A 15,618-nucleotide genomic window follows, 5' to 3' on the forward strand; every position below is an offset into this window, starting at 1 on the left:
ATGGCCGGGTGCCGGGAGAGCCCGCAAACCGAATTCCCCTTTCGCCCGGCATGCTCTAGAGCCCGGCCGCAGGATCTCCGCCCGCCGGAGACGATCGAAGATTCGATGCGGGACCCGGATTCCGGGACCGCGAGAAGCGAATGCACCCATGTCCAAGCCCGACACCCCGAAGGCCGAGAAGGCCGAGACCCTGAAGCCCCGCCTGCCGCGCGGCTTCGTCGACCGGCGCGCCGGCGAGATCGCCGCGCAGGGCCGGATGCTGGAGACGATCCGCAGGAGCTTCGAGCTCTACGGGTTCGAGGCCCTGGAGACGCCCTTCGTCGAGTACACCGAGGCTCTGGGCAAGTTCCTGCCCGACCTCGACCGCCCGAACGCAGGCGTGTTCTCGTTCCAGGACGACGACGAGGCGTGGCTGTCGCTCCGCTACGACCTGACGGCGCCGCTGGCCCGGTTCGTGGCCGAGAACTACGACGCCCTGCCCAAGCCCTATCGCAGCTACCGGGCCGGCTACGTCTTCCGCAACGAGAAGCCGGGGCTCGGCCGCTTCCGCCAGTTCATGCAGTTCGACGCCGACATCGTCGGCGCCGGCAGCGTGGCGGCCGATGCCGAGACCTGCATGCTGATGGCCGACACGCTGAACCGCCTCGGGCTGGGCGGGCAGTACGTCGTGAAGGTCAACAACCGGAAGGTGCTCGACGGCGTCATGGAGGCGATCGGGCTCGCCGGTCCCGACAAGGCCGGCCAGCGCCTCACCGTGCTGCGGGCGATCGACAAGCTCGACCGGCTCGGCGTTGACGGCGTGCGCGACCTGCTCGGCGCCGGCCGCAAGGACGAGAGCGGCGACTTCACCAAGGGCGCGGGCCTCGACGCGGCGGCGGTCGGCCGGATCCTCGCCTACGTGTCGTTCCAGGCCGATGCCGCGGACGGCGCCGACAAGGTGGCGTTCTGGGAAAAGTTCTTCGGCGGCTGGCACGAGGCGGTCGGCGATTCCGAGACCGGGCGCGAGGGCATCGCCGAGCTGCATGCGATCATGCGCCTCTGCGCCGCCGCCGGCTACGGCCACGACGTGATCCGGGCCGATCCCAGCGTGGTGCGCGGCCTCGAGTACTACACCGGCCCGGTCTACGAGGCCGAGCTGACCTTCCCGGTCACCAACGAGGACGGCCAGACCGTGCGCTTCGGCTCCGTGGCGGGCGGCGGGCGCTACGACGGCCTCGTCGGGCGGTTCCGGGCCGAGCCGGTCCCGGCCACCGGCTTCTCGATCGGCGTCTCGCGGCTGTTCTCGGCCCTGCAGCTCGTGGGCAGCCCCCTGATCGCCGGCGCCGAGGCGCCCGGGCCGGTGGTGGTGCTGGTCCTCGACCGGGAGAACATGGCCGATTACCAGCGGCTCGTCGCACTCCTGCGCGCCGACGGCATCCGGGCCGAGCTCTACCTCGGCGCCGCCGGCATGAAGGCGCAGATGAAGTACGCCGACCGCCGCCGCGCCCCCGTGGCGGTGATCCAGGGCTCGAACGAGCGCCTGGCCGGCGAGGTCCAGATCAAGGACCTGATCGAGGGCGCCCGCGCGGCCGAGTCCATCGCCAGCAACGCCGAGTGGAAGGCCGCGCGGCCGGCGCAGTTCTCGTGTCCCGAGGCCGACCTGGTGGCGCAGGTCCGCGCCGTGCTGGCCCGGCATTTTCCGTCAACGGAGATCTGAGACACGCGCGCATCGAACCGCGCATCGAACGCAGGGGCTCCGGCGGCGTTGTCGTCGGTCGGTGCCGCGGAGATGTCGGGATGCGCGCGAAGATCCTCGTCCTGTCCCTCGGCCTGATCTGCGCCGGCGCGGGACCCGTCTGGGCCGCGCGGCCGATCCTCGACCGGCTGCCCAGCGCCGTCGCGCAGGCCACGCCCGGGACCGGCAGCGCGCCGATCCTGAGCGCCGGGATCGCGGGGGCGCCGGCCCTGACGGTGCTGGCCCGCCGCAAGCCGGCCCGGCGCCCGCGCGGCGCGCGCCTCGGCAGCTTCCGGCCGCTCTGAGCCGGTCACGCCCCTGATCCCGTAACGGAGACGGGTCCCGGCGCGGGATCCACCCGGGACTGCGCAGTCCTGCGCGGCGCGCCGGCCCCACGCTTCCCGGGTGCGTGTCGCCAAGTCCGGTCGCGGTTGCTACAGAGCGCCCGCGAGGTGGATTGCCCCGCGAGGTGGATCGCGATGACACGACCGGAGGCGGGCGAGACGGGGGCGGGGGACGCGGCGCGCGCGCGGCTCTCCGCGCATCTGGCGGCGGCGGGCTACCGGCCCGTGACGCCGCCGGTGCTGCAGCCGCTGGAGCCGTTCCTCGAACTGTCGGGCGAGGATATCCGCCGGCGGATCTTCGTCACCCAGGATGCGGGCGGGGCCGAGCTGTGCCTGCGGCCCGAATTCACCATTCCCGTCTGCCGCCTGCACCGGGCGGAGGCTGACGGGCAGGCGGCCGATTACAGCTATTGCGGCCCGGTCTTCCGGCTCGCCGCCGACGAGCCGGACGAGTTCTTCCAGGCCGGGATCGAGTCGATCGGGCGCACCGACACGCCGGCGGCCGACGCCGAGGTGCTGGGCCTCGCGCTGGAGGGCCTCGCCCTGTTCGGCCGGACCGACCCGGCAGTGCGGCTCGGCGATATGGGCCTGACCGTGGCGCTCCTCGACGGGCTCGCGGTCCCGCCCGCCGCCAAGCGCCGGACGCTCCGGGCGCTGGCCGCCGGGCGCTCGCTGGACGCCGTCACCAACGGCGCCGAGGGCACCCGTCCCGAGGATCCCCACGCGGGCCTGCTCGCGGCGATCCAGGGCCAGGACCCGCGGGGCGTGCGCGCCTTCGTGGAGGACGTGCTGGCGATCGCCGGGATCTCGGCGGTGGGCGGGCGCAGCGCCGGCGAGATCGCCGAGCGCTTCCTCGCCAAGGCCGCCGCGCAGGCCCATGGCGGCGCCGGGCTCAACACCGAGAACCGCGCGCTCCTCGACCGCTACCGGGCGATCGCCGGCCATCCGGACGCCGCCGCCCGCGACCTGCGGGCGCTCGTCGCCGACGCGGGCCTGCGGCACGACGCCCTCGCGGCCGCCCTCGACCTGTTCGAGGAGCGCACCGGCTTCATCGCGGCCCGCGGCCTGCCGATCGAGCGCTTCCGCTTCCAGGGCGGCTTCGCCCGCAACCTCGACTACTACACCGGCTTCATCTTCGAGGTGACCGAGCGGGACGGCCCGACCCTGGTCGGCGGCGGCCGCTACGACGGCCTGCTCGGCCATCTCGGCAGCCCGGCGCCGTTGCCGGCGGTGGGATGCACCTTCTGGATCGAGCGCGTGGCGGGAGCCGGCCGATGAGTGCCTCGGACGCGGCCGCCATGCCGCTGATCCTCGCCGTCCCGTCCAAGGGCCGCCTGCAGGAGAATGCCAGCGCGTTCTTCGGCCGGGCCGGGCTGAAGCTCGCGCAGGGCGCGGGCGCCCGCGACTACCGGGGCAAGCTCATCGGCGTGCCCGACGTCGAGGTGCGCTACCTCTCGGCCTCCGAAATCGCCGCGCAGCTCGCCTCGGGCGCCGCCCATCTCGGCGTCACCGGCGAGGATCTGATCCGCGAGACCCTGCCGGACGTGCGCGACCAGGTCGAGCTGCTGACGCCGCTCGGCTTCGGCAACGCCACCGTGGTGGTGGCCGTGCCCCAGGCCTGGATCGACGTGCGCGACATGTCCGACCTCGACGAGGTCGCGGCCGGCATGCGGACCCGCCACGGCCGGCGCCTGCGGGTCGCCACCAAGTACGTGAACCTGACCCGCCGGTTCTTCGCCGAGAAGGGCGTCGCCGATTACCGGATCGTCGAGAGCCTGGGCGCCACCGAGGGGGCGCCGGCGGCGGGCTCGGCCGAGATCGTGGTCGACATCACCACCACGGGGGCGACGCTCTCGGCCAACGCCCTGAAGGTGCTGGACGACGGCATCATCCTGCGCTCGGAGGCGAACCTCGTCGCCTCGCTGAAGGCCCCCTGGGGCGAGGGCCAGCGGGCCGCGCTCCGCACGGTGCTCGGCCGCATCGCCGCCGAGGAGCGCGCCCGGACCACCCGCGAGGTGCGCGCCGCCCTGCCGGAGAGCGGTACGATCGACCTCGCCACGATCGCGGGCCTGCACGAGGCCGAATTGCCCTACGGCGCGCCGCGGGGGCCGGAGAGCGAGATCGTCCTGCGCTGCCGGGAGGCCGCGGTGTTCGAGCTCGCCGGCGCCCTGGTCGAGGCCGGCGCGCGGGCCGTCACGGTGCGGCGGGTCGACTACGCCTTCGCGGCCGAGAACCCGCTGGCGGAGCGGCTCCTGGCGCGGCTCTGAGACCGCCGCGCGATGGAGCCGAGATGGAGCTGAAATGGCTCGAGGACTTCCTGAGCCTCGCGCGCACCGGCAGCTTCTCGCGCTCGGCGATCGAGCGCCACGTCACCCAGCCGGCCTTCGGCCGCCGCATCCGGGCGCTCGAGGGCTGGCTCGGCGTCGCGCTGGTCGACCGCAGCACCTACCCGACGGCCCTGACGCCGGAGGGCCGGCTGTTCCTGGAGACCGCCGAGGAGACCGTGCGGCGGCTCCACGGCAGCCGCGACGCGCTCCGCGCCCGGATCCGGCCGCCGCCGCGGACCGTTTCGGTGGCGGCGCTCCACACCCTGGCGCTGACCGTCTTCCCGGGCTGGTTCCGCGACGTCGAGGCCCGCACCGGGCCGCTCGGCAGCCGGCTCCTGCCGGACGATTTCCACGCCTGCGTGCAGGCGCTGGCCGAGGGCGGCTACGACCTGCTGCTGACCTACCACCATCCCCTGGTGCCGATCCCCCTCGACCCGGCCGCCTTCCCGCACTTGTCCATCGGCCGGGACAGCCTCGTGCCGGTGCACCGGCCGGGGCCGGCCGCGGGCCGGCCCGGGCTCGGCTATCCCCGGGACTCGTTCCTGGGCCGGGTCGCGGCGCTCGCCGGTGACGGGGCGGCGGCCGCCCACGTCAACGAGAACGCCATGGCGGAGGCCCTGAAGTTCATGGTCCTCGCGGGCCACGGCCGCGCGTGGCTGCCCGAGAGCCTCGTCGCCCGCGAGCTCGCCGACGGCAGCCTCGTGGCGGCCGGGCCGGGCACGCCGCTGGAGATCCGGCTCTACCGCAGGGCCGGGCGCGGCGGCGCGGTCGCGGCGGTCTGGGCCGCGGCCGCCGCCCTGGCGGCCGAACTCTAGGAACCGATGCCAGATCGGCATGGCCGGTGCCGACACGGCATTGGATTCCCGCCCCGCCGCGGCCCATCACGGCGGCCGCGACGGTCGGAGGCGGCGATGCTCGGTGTACTCGGCGGGATGGGCCCGATGGCCACGGTTGATTTCCTGGCCAAGCTCGTGCGGGCGACGCCCGCGGGGCGCGATCAGGACCACATCCCGACCCTGGTCTGCTCGGCCGTCGACATCCCCGACCGCGCCGACGCGATCCTGGGCACCGGCCCGGACCCGCTGCCGGCGCTCCGCGCCGCCCTGGCGCGCCTCGAGGCCGGCGGCGCCACCCGGATCGCGATCCCCTGCAACACCGCCCATCACTGGCACGCGGCGCTGCAGGCCGCGACCGCCCTGCCGATCCTCCACATCGTCGACGCGGTGGCCAAGACCCTGGCCGAGACCCTGGCCGAGACCCTGGCGCGGACCGGGAGCGGCGGCCGGATCGGCCTGCTCGCCACCGACGGCACCCTGCGGTCCGGGCTCTACCCGGAGCGGCTGGCGCGGCACGGGCTCGCGTGCCGCGCGCCCGATGAGGCGGGTCAGGCCGCGGTGTCGGCGGCGATCCGGCTGGTGAAGGCGGACCGGGTGGCCGAGGCGACGCCGCTCCTGGAGGCGCAGGTCCGGGCGCTGGCCGAGGCCGGCTGCGACCGGGTGGTGATGGCCTGCACGGAGATCCCGCTCGCGCTCGCCGGGAGCGACCCGTCGGGCCTGCTGGTCGACGCCACCGAGGCGCTGGCGCGCGCCTGCGTGGCGGCGTGCCGGCCGGATTGCCGCGTCGACGCCGCGGCCCTGCCGCGCGCGGCCTGAGCGCGGGACCTCACGGGCCCTGCTTGGCGAATTCCGCCAGGACCCCGCGCAGGACCTTCAGCCGGGCGTCGTAGGCGGCCGTCAGGCAGCCGACGTCGCCGCCGCAGGCGCGACGCTCCGTCAGCCACGCCTCCTGGTCGTCGCGCAGCTTGGCCTGGCCGCCCATCGGAAGCACGCTCTTCAGGATCTCGAACCGGGTCGCCATCTCGACGTCCCGGTCGTTGAGGGGGAGATGGGCGCAGATCGCCTTCTCGTCGGGGGCCTCGGCCCTGTCGCACGGGAAGCTCGCGGCCCGGGCGGGGGACGCGGTGATCGCGCCGGCGACTGGGCCCGCGAGGGCGGCCAGCGCGAGGGCGAGGACGAGAGGCTTCGACATGGCCTCCCAACGGGCCGGCCGCGGAAAGGCTCCGGCCGGGATCACAGGATCGCGGGATCGCGGGATCAGAGGCCCGGCTTGACGATCGCCAGGATGACGATGCCGATCATCAGCAGCGTCGGCACCTCGTTGAGCACCCGGTAGAACTTGTGCCCACGGGTGTTCCGGTCGGCGGCGAAGTCCTTGACCATCCGGGCGAGCCAGCCGTGGATGCCCGACATCGCGAGCACCAGCGCGAACTTCGCCTGCAGCCAGACGCTCGCGTAGAAGCCGCTCATCCAGGCGAGCGCCAGCCCGAACACCCAGGTGGCGATCATGGCGGGGTTCATGATCGCCTTGAGCAGGCGGCGCTCCATCACCTTGAAGGTCGCGGACTGCGCCTCCGCGCCGGGCGGCAGGCTCGCGTGGTAGACGAACAGCCGGGGCAGGTAGAGCATCCCGGCCATCCAGGCGATCAGGCTGATGACGTGGAGGGCCTTGATCCAGTCGTACAGCACGCGCGGCCTCAGCCCTGGCCGCGCAGCCGCGCGAGCATCCGCTCGACATGGGCCACCGGCGTCTGCGGCGTGATGCCGTGGCCGAGGTTGAAGATGTGCGGCAGGCCGGCGGTCGCCGCGAGCACCGCGTCCACCGCCGCGTCGAGGGCCGCGCCGCCCGCGATCAGCGTGTCGGGATGCAGGTTGCCCTGCGTCACCGTCGCGGCCGGCACCGTGTCCCGCAGGGCCTTCAGGTCCACGCCCCAGTCGACGCCGACGGCGTCGGCGCCGGTCTCCGGCACCACCCGGGCGTGGCCGTCGAGGCCCGAGCCGCGGGCGAACACGATGATCTTCGCCCCCGGCACCTGGGCGCGGACGCCCGCCACCATGCGGGCGATCGGCCGCAGCGACCAGCGGGTGAGGGCATCGGAGGCAGGTGCGCCCGGCAAGGCGCTCTCGGCGACGTCGCCGACCGGCTCGACGGTGCCGCCGGAGCCCGAGGCCGTCCCCGGCACGGCGCGCGGCAGGGTGCCGGCGTGGGACTCGAAGATCTGCACCGCGTCGGCGCCGGCCTCGAGCTGGCGCACGAGGTACTCGGTCTGCACGGCGACGAGGCGGTCGATCAGGGTGTCGACCAGGGCGGTGTCGCCCTCGGCCAGGGCCCGCGCGGGGGCGAGGTCCGGCGTGCCGCGGCCGCCGATCATGTAGCTCGCCACCGTCCAGGGCGCGCCGCAGAAGCCGAGCAGCGTGGTCTCGCCCGGCAATTCGGCCCGCAGCCGCGTCACCGTCTCGAAGACCGGCGCGAGGTGGGTCATGATCGCCGGGTCGCCGGCCTCCCGCAGGCGCGCGAACGCGTCCCGACCGTCGAGCGGGTCGAGGCGCGGTCCCTCGCCCTCCACGAAGCGCACGTCCTGGCCGAGCGCGTGGGGGACGACCAGGATGTCGGAGAACAGGATCGCCGCGTCGAAGCCGAAGCGCCGGATCGGCTGGAGCGTCACCTCGACGGCGAAGTCCGGGCTGTAGCAGAGGTCGAGGAACGAGCCGGCCTCGGCCCGGGTCGCCCGGTATTCCGGCAGGTAGCGCCCGGCCTGGCGCATCATCCAGGCGGGGGGCGGCCCGATCGCCTCGCCCTCGAGGACTCGCAGCACCTTGCGCTCGGACGTCGTCCCCGACGTCGTCTGCCCGGGCTCGCGCTCCGTCCCCGTCATGGTCGCTCCCATCCCGTATCCCTCACCCCGCATGCCCGTCGGCGGGCGTCCTGTCGAGTCGAGGCGCGCCGATCCCCACACAGGCCCCTTCGAAAAGATAAGAGAGAATCTTGGAGTCTGTTTTTTCTTCTGGGGGGCCGAATCTCGGGGGCACAAAAGCGTCCACAGGCGGTCCCCGCCGCCGCGCCGTTAACGGGGCTTTAAAGGATTTCCGCCAACTTGCGAGAACCGGATGGTCCGACAGCGCCTTGGCAACGCCGAGTCGTGTACGGGCGCCGGATTCGCGGCCGATTCGTCCAGAGAGCCGGATTCGGCGCGTCCCGATCATCTGCCTGTGAACGGCGGAGTCGACAGCGCGCACCGGGATCGCCCTGGACCGGCCCGGCGGGGCATCCTATCCACACTCATCGACTCCCTTGGCGGCCGGCGGTGGACAACGTGGGCGCCGCGCGAGGCGACCGCACAGTCGGCCGAGAGGTCGACCGCAGAGGCGATCGGAATGGGCCGCAGCTACTTCCACCTCCACCTCGTCTCCGACTCCACCGGCGAGACGCTGATCAATGTCGGGCGCGCGGCCGCCGCCCAGTACGAGGGCGTGTCGGCGATCGAGCACGTCTACCCGCTGGTGCGCTCGGCCGCGCAGCTCGACCGGGTGATCTCGGAGATCCGGGCCGCGCCGGGCCTCGTCCTCTACACGCTGGTGGGGGGCGACCTCGGCGAGCGGCTGGAGGAGGTCGCCCGGGAGACCGGCTCGCCGTGCCTGTCGGTGCTGCGGCCGGTCCACGACCTGCTGCGCGCGTATCTCGGCGCCGAGACCACGGCGCGGCCCGGCGCCCAGCACATGCTGAACGCCGAGTACTTCAAGCGCATCGACGCGATGAACTTCACGCTGGCCCACGACGACGGCAACCTGCCGGACAATCTGGAGGAGGCCGACGTGATCCTGCTCGGCGTCAGCCGGACATCGAAGACGCCGACCTCGATCTACCTTGCCAATCGCGGCCTCAAGACCACCAACCTGCCGCTGGTGCCGGGCATGCCGCTGCCGCCGGCGATCGAGCGGGCCCGCAAGCCTCTCGTGGTCGGCCTGTTCGCGTCGCCGGAGCGCATCGTGCAGATCCGGCAGAACCGGCTGTCGAGCCTCAACGCCGACGAATCGTCCCTCTACGTCGACCGCTCGGCAGTGGCGGACGAGATAACCATGTCCCGCCGGCTATTCACCAAGAACCGCTGGCCGACGATCGACGTCACCCGCCGGTCCATCGAGGAGACCGCCGCGGCGATCGTCGACCTCTACCGCGACCACCGGCTGAAGTTCATCGCCGACTGAGGCGGGGCCTCCGAAGGGCCGAGCCCTTCGGCGGGGTCCGGCCGTCCCCCCGAGGACGGGGGCGGGCCGGCGGATGCAGGCGGCGCGCGGATCGGTTCGCGCCGCCGCTGGCGTCAGCGCGCGGAGGCGAAGTGGCTGCGCTGCTCGATCTGGGCCGCGTAGAAGTCCTCGACGACCTCGCGGACCACCTCGGCCAGCTCGTCGCCCCGGTGCTCGTCGAGCTGGATGTCGCTGCCGACCGTCCGGCCGATGGAGCAGCTCGCCGCCCCCGGCACGAGGCGCTCGTTGTAGCGCTGGTTCAGGCCCGAGACCGAGATGTAGTTGCTGCCGCCGAGTTCCGGACCGTACTTGATCTTGATCTTCTGCTCGGACTCGGTGCCGCGCAGCTGCGCGCACAGGCTGATGAAGTTGTCCTGATCGATCTTCGCCTCGAGGCCGGTGATGCTGCCGTGGACGTTGTCCTCCTCGTTGAGGACCTCGGCCATCAGGTTCAGCACGCCCATGACGGGCTGGAGCGCCCGGGACCCGTCCTCAAGCAGCTTCCGCCGGAAGTCGTTGCTGCGCTCGTCGGCCGCCTGCAGCCGCGCGCGAAACCTGTCCTTGACCTCGTTGGCGCGTGCCATCGCGCTCCTCCCTGGTGGTTCACCCGATGCTTTACCGCTCGGATAACCGAAACCTACGAGGCCAATTCAGATGACGCAAGATAGTGCAAAATATTGATGCCTGCTCAGAACGTGAGCCGTTGCACAGGAATAATACTTGCTCATGAACTGTGCAACGGCGGCAGGTCCGGGAGGCGAGCTTACTTCAGGAGCTGCAGCAGGCTGCGCCCCGCCGGGAACTTGAGTTCCCTGGCGTCGAGGGTGCCGTCGTTGTCGGGATCGGCCGCCTTGAAGCGCTGCTCGACCAGGGCGAGGTATTCCTTGCGGTCGAGGGTGCCGTCGGAATCGGTGTCGGCGGCCTTCAGGTCCTTCTTGCTGAGCCGGCCCTTCAGCTCCTTGGCGTCGACGGTGCCGTCCTTGTCGGTCTCGGCGGCGTCGAAGACCTTGCCGGCGGCGGCCTGGGCCTCGGCCAGGTCGATCGTGCCGTCGTGGTCGGTGTCGACCATCTTCAGCGCGCGCTCGGTGCCGGAGGACCGGGCGAGGGCCGCCGACGGCAGCGCGGCCGGCAGGACCAGGAGGATCACGAGGGCGGTGGCGAGGGCGACGGTCGGGGCGCCCATGGTCGGGCGGCGCGTGGCGGCGCGGGCGGATCGGTGCGGGGTCGCGGGCATGGGGCTCTCCGGTGCCGGGCGGTTGCGGCAGCCCAAATCCCGGTCCCGGCTTGCGTTCCCGCGCCCGCCTTCACGAGATGCGGAGCCGCGCCGCGCCGCGCTCAGCGGACCGGGCCGTCGAGCGGTGCGAGCCGGTCCGCCGCGGGGGCCGCGGCTTCCCCAGGCGCGGCGCGCGACAGGGCTTGGGCCAGGGCCCGGAGATCCGGGACGGGCGCGCCCGCCGCGCCGAAGACCGCCCGGTCGAGGGCCGCGAAGGCGGCCGCGAGGTCGGGCCGCGCCCGCCAGGTCCGGGCGAGGTCGGGGGCGTCCCGCTGGGCCGCGTCGAGGGCCGCGCGGAACCCGGCCGGGTCGCCGGCCCGGGCCGCCGCGCGTAAGGAGCGCCGCGCCGCGCCGGAGAGGCGCAGGCGCGGCCGCCCGAGGCCGAAGCCGATCAGCGCGAGGCCCAGCCCGAAGGCGGCGAGCGCCGAGGCGGCGACGACGAGGGGCGAGGGGATCGCGGGGGGCGCCCGCTCGGTCTCGCGGTCGGGCAGGCCGCCGCCGATCTGCCGGGCCGGGATCTCGGTCTCGCGCATCGTGCGGGTGTTGGTGTCGAACCACGGGATCGCGATGGCGTCGAGGGGGATGATCTCCGGCACGCCGGGCTTCACGTCCCACTGGTAGGTGGCCCGCGCCACGGGCCCCGAGGGCGTCAGCAGCGTCTCGCGGGTGACGGGGCCCGCAAAGGTGATGATGCCGCGGGTGCGCATGACCGGCCGGGGCGGCAGGCCTTCGGCGACCATGCCCTGGGCCTCCAGGGTGACGATCCGGCGGGTGGTCTCGCCGACCTTGATGGTCTCCGGGTCCGGGCTCCAGGAATCGGTGATCGCCACGTCCTTGGCGGGCAGCCACCAGGGCTCCTTGGCGTCGGGGCCGCCGGTGGGCTCGGTCCAGGGTGCGACCGGGAAGGGGATCGGCTTCGAGCGGACCTCGACGACCCGCCGCTCGCCGACATCGTTGACGGTGAGCTTGTGGACGAACGGCTCGATGGTGAACTGGCCGGCATGGTGCGGGAAGACCGCCACGGTGCGGTCGAACGCGATGGCGCTCTGGCCGTCGGGGAGCTTGGTCCGGCTCCAGTGGTCGCGGCCGAGCTGCGTCCACGAGAAGTTGGCGAGGGAGGGCTGCACCACCTCCTCGAGCAGGATCGGCTGCTTGTAGACCCCGTGGATCTTCAGCAGCACCATCTCGCGGGGGAAGGGGGCGCTGTTGCCGTTGAGCTCCGCGGTCACCGTCAGCGTGAGGTCGCCCGGCTCGATCTCGGCCCGGGCGGGCAGGGGGGCGAGGAAGGGCGCGAGGAGGATGAGGGCGCGGGTCAGGGCGCGGGTCAGGGCGCGCCGCTCGGAAACGCCGAAAACACTTACCACGGGTTGCTCCCGGCGGGGATCGCGGTGCCGGCCTCGAGCCGGCGGGTCTGCTCGGCGCGCAGGCGCAGCTTGAGATAGCGGCCGGGATCGTCCGGCAGGGTCTGGAGCCAGAGCCGGTCCGGGCGGATCTCGTGGGCCTCGAAGCTCTTGGTCACCCGGCGGACCTCGCGCTCGGGCGCCTCGGCCACCATGGCTGAGCCGCCGCCGGTCCGGCCGCGGCCGGCGGCGTCGCCGGCCGAGCCCCGGGCCTGGCCCTTGCCGGCGTCGATCGACTGCTGCTCGGCCTTGCCGCGGCGGGCGACCTTGCTGTTGCCGGGCAGCGACGCGCTGGCGTTCGATTCCTTGTTGCCGGCGAGACCCTCGCCGCTGGAGGCGGCGTTGATGTCGTTGTTCTGGTCCTGGTTGGCGGTGTTGTTGTAGCGGGCGCCGTACTGGGCGGTGCCGTTGGCGATGCCGCCGCCGGGCCCGCGGTCGATCACCTCGGCTCGCATCCGGGCGATCAGCGAGCGGTTGGCCTGGGCGTCGGCGTCGCGGGGGTTGAAGCGCAGGGCCTCGTCGTAGGCCGCGAGCGCCCCGTCGAGGTCGCCGGCCCTGGCCAGAGCGTTGCCGAGATTGTAGCTCGCCCGCCGCCCGCCGGCACGGAACAGCGCGACCGCCTCCTCGTAGCGGCCGGCCTCGTAGAGCGCGGCGGCGCGCCAGGCCGGATCGACGAACACGTCCGCGGCGAGGCCCGGCAGGCTGAGACCCATCAGCAGCCGCCCGAAGCCGGTGCGGGGCTGCGAGACCGCGAGCAGCGCCAGGAGGCCGATCCCGGCGAGGGCGAGGCCGGCGATCCGGGCGAGCCGCCGCCAGCGTGGCGGCAGGCCGGCCCGGAGCGGGGCGGCGAGGCCGGTCTCGGGAAGGGTCAGCCGCATCACGCGCTCCTGCGGAACAGCAGCAGCGCCGGCAGCGCCGCCAGCAGCAGCAGCCAGCGCCCGAGATCCGCGTAGGCCAGGACGCCGTAGCCGCCCGCCGCGAGGTGCTGGGCGAGGCCGGCCCCGACCGCGTCGAGCACCGGGCCCGGGGTCGCGATGTCGGCGGCCGTGCCGCCGCCGGCCCGGGCGAGGGCGTCGAGGGCGGTCCGGTCGGGCTTCGGCGCGCCGGGCGGCAGCGGCTTGTCGGCCGGGACGTAGAGGGCCTGGAGCCGCCAGCCGTGCTCGGCGATGGCGCGGGCCTCGCGGGTGGCGGCCTCGCCGATGCCGTCGCCGTCGCTGATCAGCACCACGTCGGCCGCCACCACGTTGGCCTCCGCGAGGGTGCGGCGGGCCAGCGCCAGCCCGCGCTCGGGGTGCGAGCCGCGGTCCGGCACCGTGTCGGCGTCGAGGGCGAACAGGGTGGTGCCGAGGCTGTCGCGGTCCGTGGTCGGGGAGGCGGCGAGGTAGGCGTCGCCCGCGTAGACCACGAGGGCGACCGCCCGGGTGCCGGCGGCCTCCGCCACGGCGGCGGCGGCCTGCCGGACGCCCTGGAGGTTGCCGCCCTCGGTGACCGACCGCGATAGGTCGACGACGAGCACGGTCTCGTCGAGGTTGCGGAAGGTCCGCCCGTCCGCCCGCTCCACCGCGGGGCCGGTCAGCGCCAGGGCGATCAGCCCGGCCGCCAGCGCGGCGGCGAGGTTCGCCTGCCGCCGGCCGCCGAGGACCGCGCCGGCCCGGGCGAGATGGGCCATCAGCGCCGGGTCGACGGCCCGGGCCCAGTCGCCCAGCGGCGCCGAGCGCCACGCGGCGCGAAGGGCCAGCAGGACCACGACCGGGATCGCCAGGAACCACCAGGGGCGCAGGAGGGCGACGGCGTCGAGGGCGCTCATCGGGCGGACCCTCCGACCCGCATTCCCGCCCCCGAGGCCGGCGCCGCGCCCCGGCACCGCGGGACGCGGGGGAGGGTCGGGGGCGCGGGGTATCGAACCATCACGCGCCCCTCCGGCTGGCCAGCAGGAGCGCGGCGCTGAGGAAAGCCAGGGCGGCCGGCCAGGGCCAGAGGTCCCGGCGGAGCGGCAGGGGCGGGGCGAGGGCGCGGCCGCCCTCCAGCCGGTCGATGGCGTCGGCGACCCGGACCAGATCCTCGGTGGTGCGCACCCGGAAGGCCTCGCCGCCGCTCGCCCGCGCCATGTCGCGCAGGGTCTCGGTGTCGACCACGTCCTGCTCGCCGTCGGCGTCGGCCATGTCGCGGGGCCCCAGGGCGATCGTGTAGACCTTGATGCCGAGTTCCTTGGCGAGCTCCGCCACGTCCTTGGGGGCGGTCTGGCCGGCATTGTTGGCGCCGTCCGACAGCAGGATCACGGCCTTCGCGGCCTTCGCGGCCTTCGCGGCCTTCTCGCCCGGCCTGGCCCCGGCGGCGTCGCCCCCGGCGTCCCGCGGGTCCAGCCGGCGCAGGGCGAGCCCGAGGCCGTCGCCGATCCCGGTGGAGCGGCCGCTGATGCCGATCGTGGCCTCGTCCAGCGCCCGGGCGACCGCCGCGGTGTCGAAGCTCGGCGCCGCCGCCACGTAGGCCTGGTCGGCGAAGATCACGAGGCCGATCCGGTCTCCGGCCCGGCGCCGGATGAAGTCGGTGCCGACACGCTTGACCGCGGTGAGCCGGTTCACGGTCTCGCCGTCGAGGGCGAAGTCGCGCCGCTCCATCGAGCCCGACAGGTCCATGGCGATCATGATCTCGCGGCCCGAGGCCGGGAGCGCGGCCGCCGGCATGACGAGGCGCGGGCCCGACAGCGCCGCCACCAGGGCGATCCACAGCGTCCAGGTGAGCAGCGCCCGCCGCCGGCCCCGGGCCGCGCGGTCGGCGCCGGCGCGCGCGCCGGCCACCAGGGTGGCGGGCACGCGCAGGGCGCCGCTGCCGCCTTCCGGCTCCGCCGGGATCAGGCGCGCGGCCAGCAGCGGCAGGGGCAGCGCCAGCAGCGCCCAGGGCGCGGCGAGGTCGAAGGCCGACAGGAGCGCGCTGAGCCACGCGGGCAGGAATCCGCTCATGCCCGCAGCCGCCCGATCAGGCGGGCGAGCTCGGCGTCCAGGGCCTCGAGGTCGGGATCCTGTCGCCGGTACAGCCCGTCGGCGAGCACCCGGCCGGCGCCCCGGGTGAAGAAGTCGGTCCGGAACAGCCCGTCCAGCCGGGCCGCCCAGTCCGGGCCCGTCGCCCGGGTCCCGGTCCCTGCCTCGGCCTCGCCGGACCGGTCGAGAGACCGGTCGAGTCTGCGCAGCAGCCGGGCCTGGGCGACGAGGCGCGCCTCCGGGTCGAGGCCACGGCTCCGGGCGAGCTCGGCGAGCGCCGCCCGGCGCAGGGTGGCCCGCGCCCGGCCGCGCGCGTAGCGCACGAGCCCGACCAGCAGGGCGGCGAGGAAGCCCAGGGCGGCAGCGGCCACGACCTCGCCCTGCACGGCGCCGACGGCGCCTCCGGGCAGGTGCAGGCCCCGGAGCTGGTCGAGGGACAGGGGGATCTCGGCGGGCGCGACGGGGTTCATCGGGGCGCGCCGCGGGTCGGGTCGCCGGGTT

At 74.4% G+C, this 15,618-nt stretch carries 17 protein-coding genes; 7 read left to right on the forward strand and 10 right to left on the reverse strand.

Going from position 1 to position 15,618, the window contains the following annotated elements; translation table 11 throughout:
* Positions 1–148: 148 nt before the first annotated feature.
* The 6 genes from hisS (at position 149) to LXM90_RS01770 (ending at position 6,037) form a co-directional block, all read left to right on the forward strand.
* Positions 149–1,696, forward strand: coding sequence for a histidine--tRNA ligase (hisS, locus tag LXM90_RS01745; protein ID WP_234081608.1), 1,548 nt, complete (start codon positions 149–151; stop codon positions 1,694–1,696).
* Positions 1,697–1,776: 80 nt separating this feature from the next.
* Complete coding sequence (locus LXM90_RS01750; RefSeq protein WP_020094054.1) at positions 1,777–2,019, forward strand: hypothetical protein; 243 nt, start codon at positions 1,777–1,779, stop codon at positions 2,017–2,019.
* Between the two features lie 174 nt (positions 2,020–2,193).
* Positions 2,194–3,336 carry an ATP phosphoribosyltransferase regulatory subunit gene (locus LXM90_RS01755; RefSeq protein WP_020094053.1) on the forward strand — a complete coding sequence of 381 codons (1,143 nt, stop codon included), beginning with the start codon at positions 2,194–2,196 and terminating at the stop codon, positions 3,334–3,336.
* Entirely contained in the window at positions 3,333–4,325 is a 993-nt protein-coding gene (hisG, locus tag LXM90_RS01760; protein WP_020094052.1) for an ATP phosphoribosyltransferase, read from the forward strand. Before LXM90_RS01755 ends, hisG begins: the two co-directional genes overlap by 4 nt.
* Positions 4,326–4,348: 23 nt before the next feature.
* A complete protein-coding gene (locus LXM90_RS01765) occupies positions 4,349–5,200 on the forward strand; it encodes a LysR family transcriptional regulator (protein ID WP_020094051.1) in 852 nt (283 codons plus the stop codon).
* Positions 5,201–5,296: 96 nt separating this feature from the next.
* Entirely contained in the window at positions 5,297–6,037 is a 741-nt protein-coding gene (locus LXM90_RS01770) for an aspartate/glutamate racemase family protein (RefSeq protein ID WP_020094050.1), read from the forward strand.
* 10 nt (positions 6,038–6,047) lie between these two features.
* Here LXM90_RS01770 and LXM90_RS01775 read toward each other — a convergent pair whose 3' ends face one another.
* The 3 genes from LXM90_RS01775 to LXM90_RS01785 all read right to left on the reverse strand — a co-directional run bounded on the left by LXM90_RS01775 (position 6,048) and on the right by LXM90_RS01785 (position 8,097).
* Positions 6,048–6,413, reverse strand: coding sequence for a lysozyme inhibitor LprI family protein (locus LXM90_RS01775; protein ID WP_020094049.1), 366 nt, complete (start codon positions 6,411–6,413; stop codon positions 6,048–6,050).
* 65 nt (positions 6,414–6,478) lie between these two features.
* Positions 6,479–6,910: a protoporphyrinogen oxidase HemJ gene (hemJ, locus tag LXM90_RS01780; RefSeq protein ID WP_020094048.1), complete on the reverse strand. Its 432-nt coding sequence runs from the start codon at positions 6,908–6,910 to the stop codon at positions 6,479–6,481.
* Positions 6,911–6,918: 8 nt separating this feature from the next.
* Positions 6,919–8,097: a uroporphyrinogen decarboxylase gene (locus tag LXM90_RS01785; protein WP_026605068.1), complete on the reverse strand. Its 1,179-nt coding sequence runs from the start codon at positions 8,095–8,097 to the stop codon at positions 6,919–6,921.
* A gap of 499 nt (positions 8,098–8,596) precedes the next feature.
* Between LXM90_RS01785 and LXM90_RS01790 the strand changes: the two genes are divergently transcribed.
* On the forward strand, positions 8,597–9,427 hold the full coding sequence (locus LXM90_RS01790) for a pyruvate, water dikinase regulatory protein (protein ID WP_020094046.1): 831 nt from the start codon (positions 8,597–8,599) through the stop codon (positions 9,425–9,427).
* Positions 9,428–9,540: 113 nt separating this feature from the next.
* Here the strand turns inward: LXM90_RS01790 and LXM90_RS01795 are convergent, their stop codons facing one another.
* From LXM90_RS01795 to LXM90_RS01825, 7 genes are all read right to left on the reverse strand, one after another.
* Positions 9,541–10,050, reverse strand: a complete 510-nt coding sequence (locus LXM90_RS01795) for a hypothetical protein (protein ID WP_020094045.1) — start codon at positions 10,048–10,050, stop codon at positions 9,541–9,543.
* Positions 10,051–10,229: 179 nt separating this feature from the next.
* Entirely contained in the window at positions 10,230–10,700 is a 471-nt protein-coding gene (locus LXM90_RS01800; protein ID WP_020094044.1) for an EF-hand domain-containing protein, read from the reverse strand.
* A 101-nt stretch (positions 10,701–10,801) separates the two neighbouring features.
* A complete protein-coding gene (locus LXM90_RS01805; protein WP_020094043.1) occupies positions 10,802–12,103 on the reverse strand; it encodes a BatD family protein in 1,302 nt (433 codons plus the stop codon).
* The gene (locus LXM90_RS01810) at positions 12,097–13,017 is read right to left on the reverse strand and encodes a tetratricopeptide repeat protein (protein WP_020094042.1); all 921 of its coding nucleotides are present in this window, start codon (positions 13,015–13,017) and stop codon (positions 12,097–12,099) included. Before LXM90_RS01810 ends, LXM90_RS01805 begins: the two co-directional genes overlap by 7 nt.
* Complete coding sequence (locus LXM90_RS01815) at positions 13,017–13,946, reverse strand: VWA domain-containing protein (RefSeq protein WP_020094041.1); 930 nt, start codon at positions 13,944–13,946, stop codon at positions 13,017–13,019. The genes LXM90_RS01810 and LXM90_RS01815 overlap by 1 nt, the downstream gene beginning before the upstream one ends.
* Before the next feature lie 100 nt (positions 13,947–14,046).
* Entirely contained in the window at positions 14,047–15,099 is a 1,053-nt protein-coding gene (locus tag LXM90_RS01820; RefSeq protein ID WP_207904179.1) for a VWA domain-containing protein, read from the reverse strand.
* Positions 15,096–15,587 (reverse strand): DUF4381 family protein, encoded by a 492-nt coding sequence (locus LXM90_RS01825; protein WP_020094039.1) that lies wholly within the window; start codon positions 15,585–15,587, stop codon positions 15,096–15,098. The genes LXM90_RS01820 and LXM90_RS01825 overlap by 4 nt, the downstream gene beginning before the upstream one ends.
* Positions 15,588–15,618: the final 31 nt, after the last annotated feature.

Origin of the sequence: Methylobacterium oryzae, assembly GCF_021398735.1 — a bacterium.
Lineage (GTDB): Bacteria > Pseudomonadota > Alphaproteobacteria > Rhizobiales > Beijerinckiaceae > Methylobacterium.

Excerpts from the sequence above, each read along its gene's own strand:
- hisS (WP_234081608.1), top strand. The coding sequence starts at position 149 with ATGTCCAAGCCCGACACCCCGAAGGCCGAGAAGGCCGAGACCCTGAAG.
- LXM90_RS01750 (WP_020094054.1), top strand. The coding sequence starts at position 1,777 with ATGCGCGCGAAGATCCTCGTCCTGTCCCTCGGCCTGATCTGCGCCGGC.
- LXM90_RS01755 (WP_020094053.1), top strand. The coding sequence starts at position 2,194 with ATGACACGACCGGAGGCGGGCGAGACGGGGGCGGGGGACGCGGCGCGC.
- hisG (WP_020094052.1), top strand. The coding sequence starts at position 3,333 with ATGAGTGCCTCGGACGCGGCCGCCATGCCGCTGATCCTCGCCGTCCCG.
- LXM90_RS01765 (WP_020094051.1), top strand. The coding sequence starts at position 4,349 with ATGGAGCTGAAATGGCTCGAGGACTTCCTGAGCCTCGCGCGCACCGGC.
- LXM90_RS01770 (WP_020094050.1), top strand. The coding sequence starts at position 5,297 with ATGCTCGGTGTACTCGGCGGGATGGGCCCGATGGCCACGGTTGATTTC.
- LXM90_RS01775 (WP_020094049.1), bottom strand. The coding sequence starts at position 6,413 with ATGTCGAAGCCTCTCGTCCTCGCCCTCGCGCTGGCCGCCCTCGCGGGC.
- LXM90_RS01785 (WP_026605068.1), bottom strand. The coding sequence starts at position 8,097 with ATGACGGGGACGGAGCGCGAGCCCGGGCAGACGACGTCGGGGACGACG.
- LXM90_RS01790 (WP_020094046.1), top strand. The coding sequence starts at position 8,597 with ATGGGCCGCAGCTACTTCCACCTCCACCTCGTCTCCGACTCCACCGGC.
- LXM90_RS01795 (WP_020094045.1), bottom strand. The coding sequence starts at position 10,050 with ATGGCACGCGCCAACGAGGTCAAGGACAGGTTTCGCGCGCGGCTGCAG.
- LXM90_RS01800 (WP_020094044.1), bottom strand. The coding sequence starts at position 10,700 with ATGCCCGCGACCCCGCACCGATCCGCCCGCGCCGCCACGCGCCGCCCG.
- LXM90_RS01810 (WP_020094042.1), bottom strand. The coding sequence starts at position 13,017 with ATGCGGCTGACCCTTCCCGAGACCGGCCTCGCCGCCCCGCTCCGGGCC.
- LXM90_RS01815 (WP_020094041.1), bottom strand. The coding sequence starts at position 13,946 with ATGAGCGCCCTCGACGCCGTCGCCCTCCTGCGCCCCTGGTGGTTCCTG.
- LXM90_RS01820 (WP_207904179.1), bottom strand. The coding sequence starts at position 15,099 with ATGAGCGGATTCCTGCCCGCGTGGCTCAGCGCGCTCCTGTCGGCCTTC.
- LXM90_RS01825 (WP_020094039.1), bottom strand. The coding sequence starts at position 15,587 with ATGAACCCCGTCGCGCCCGCCGAGATCCCCCTGTCCCTCGACCAGCTC.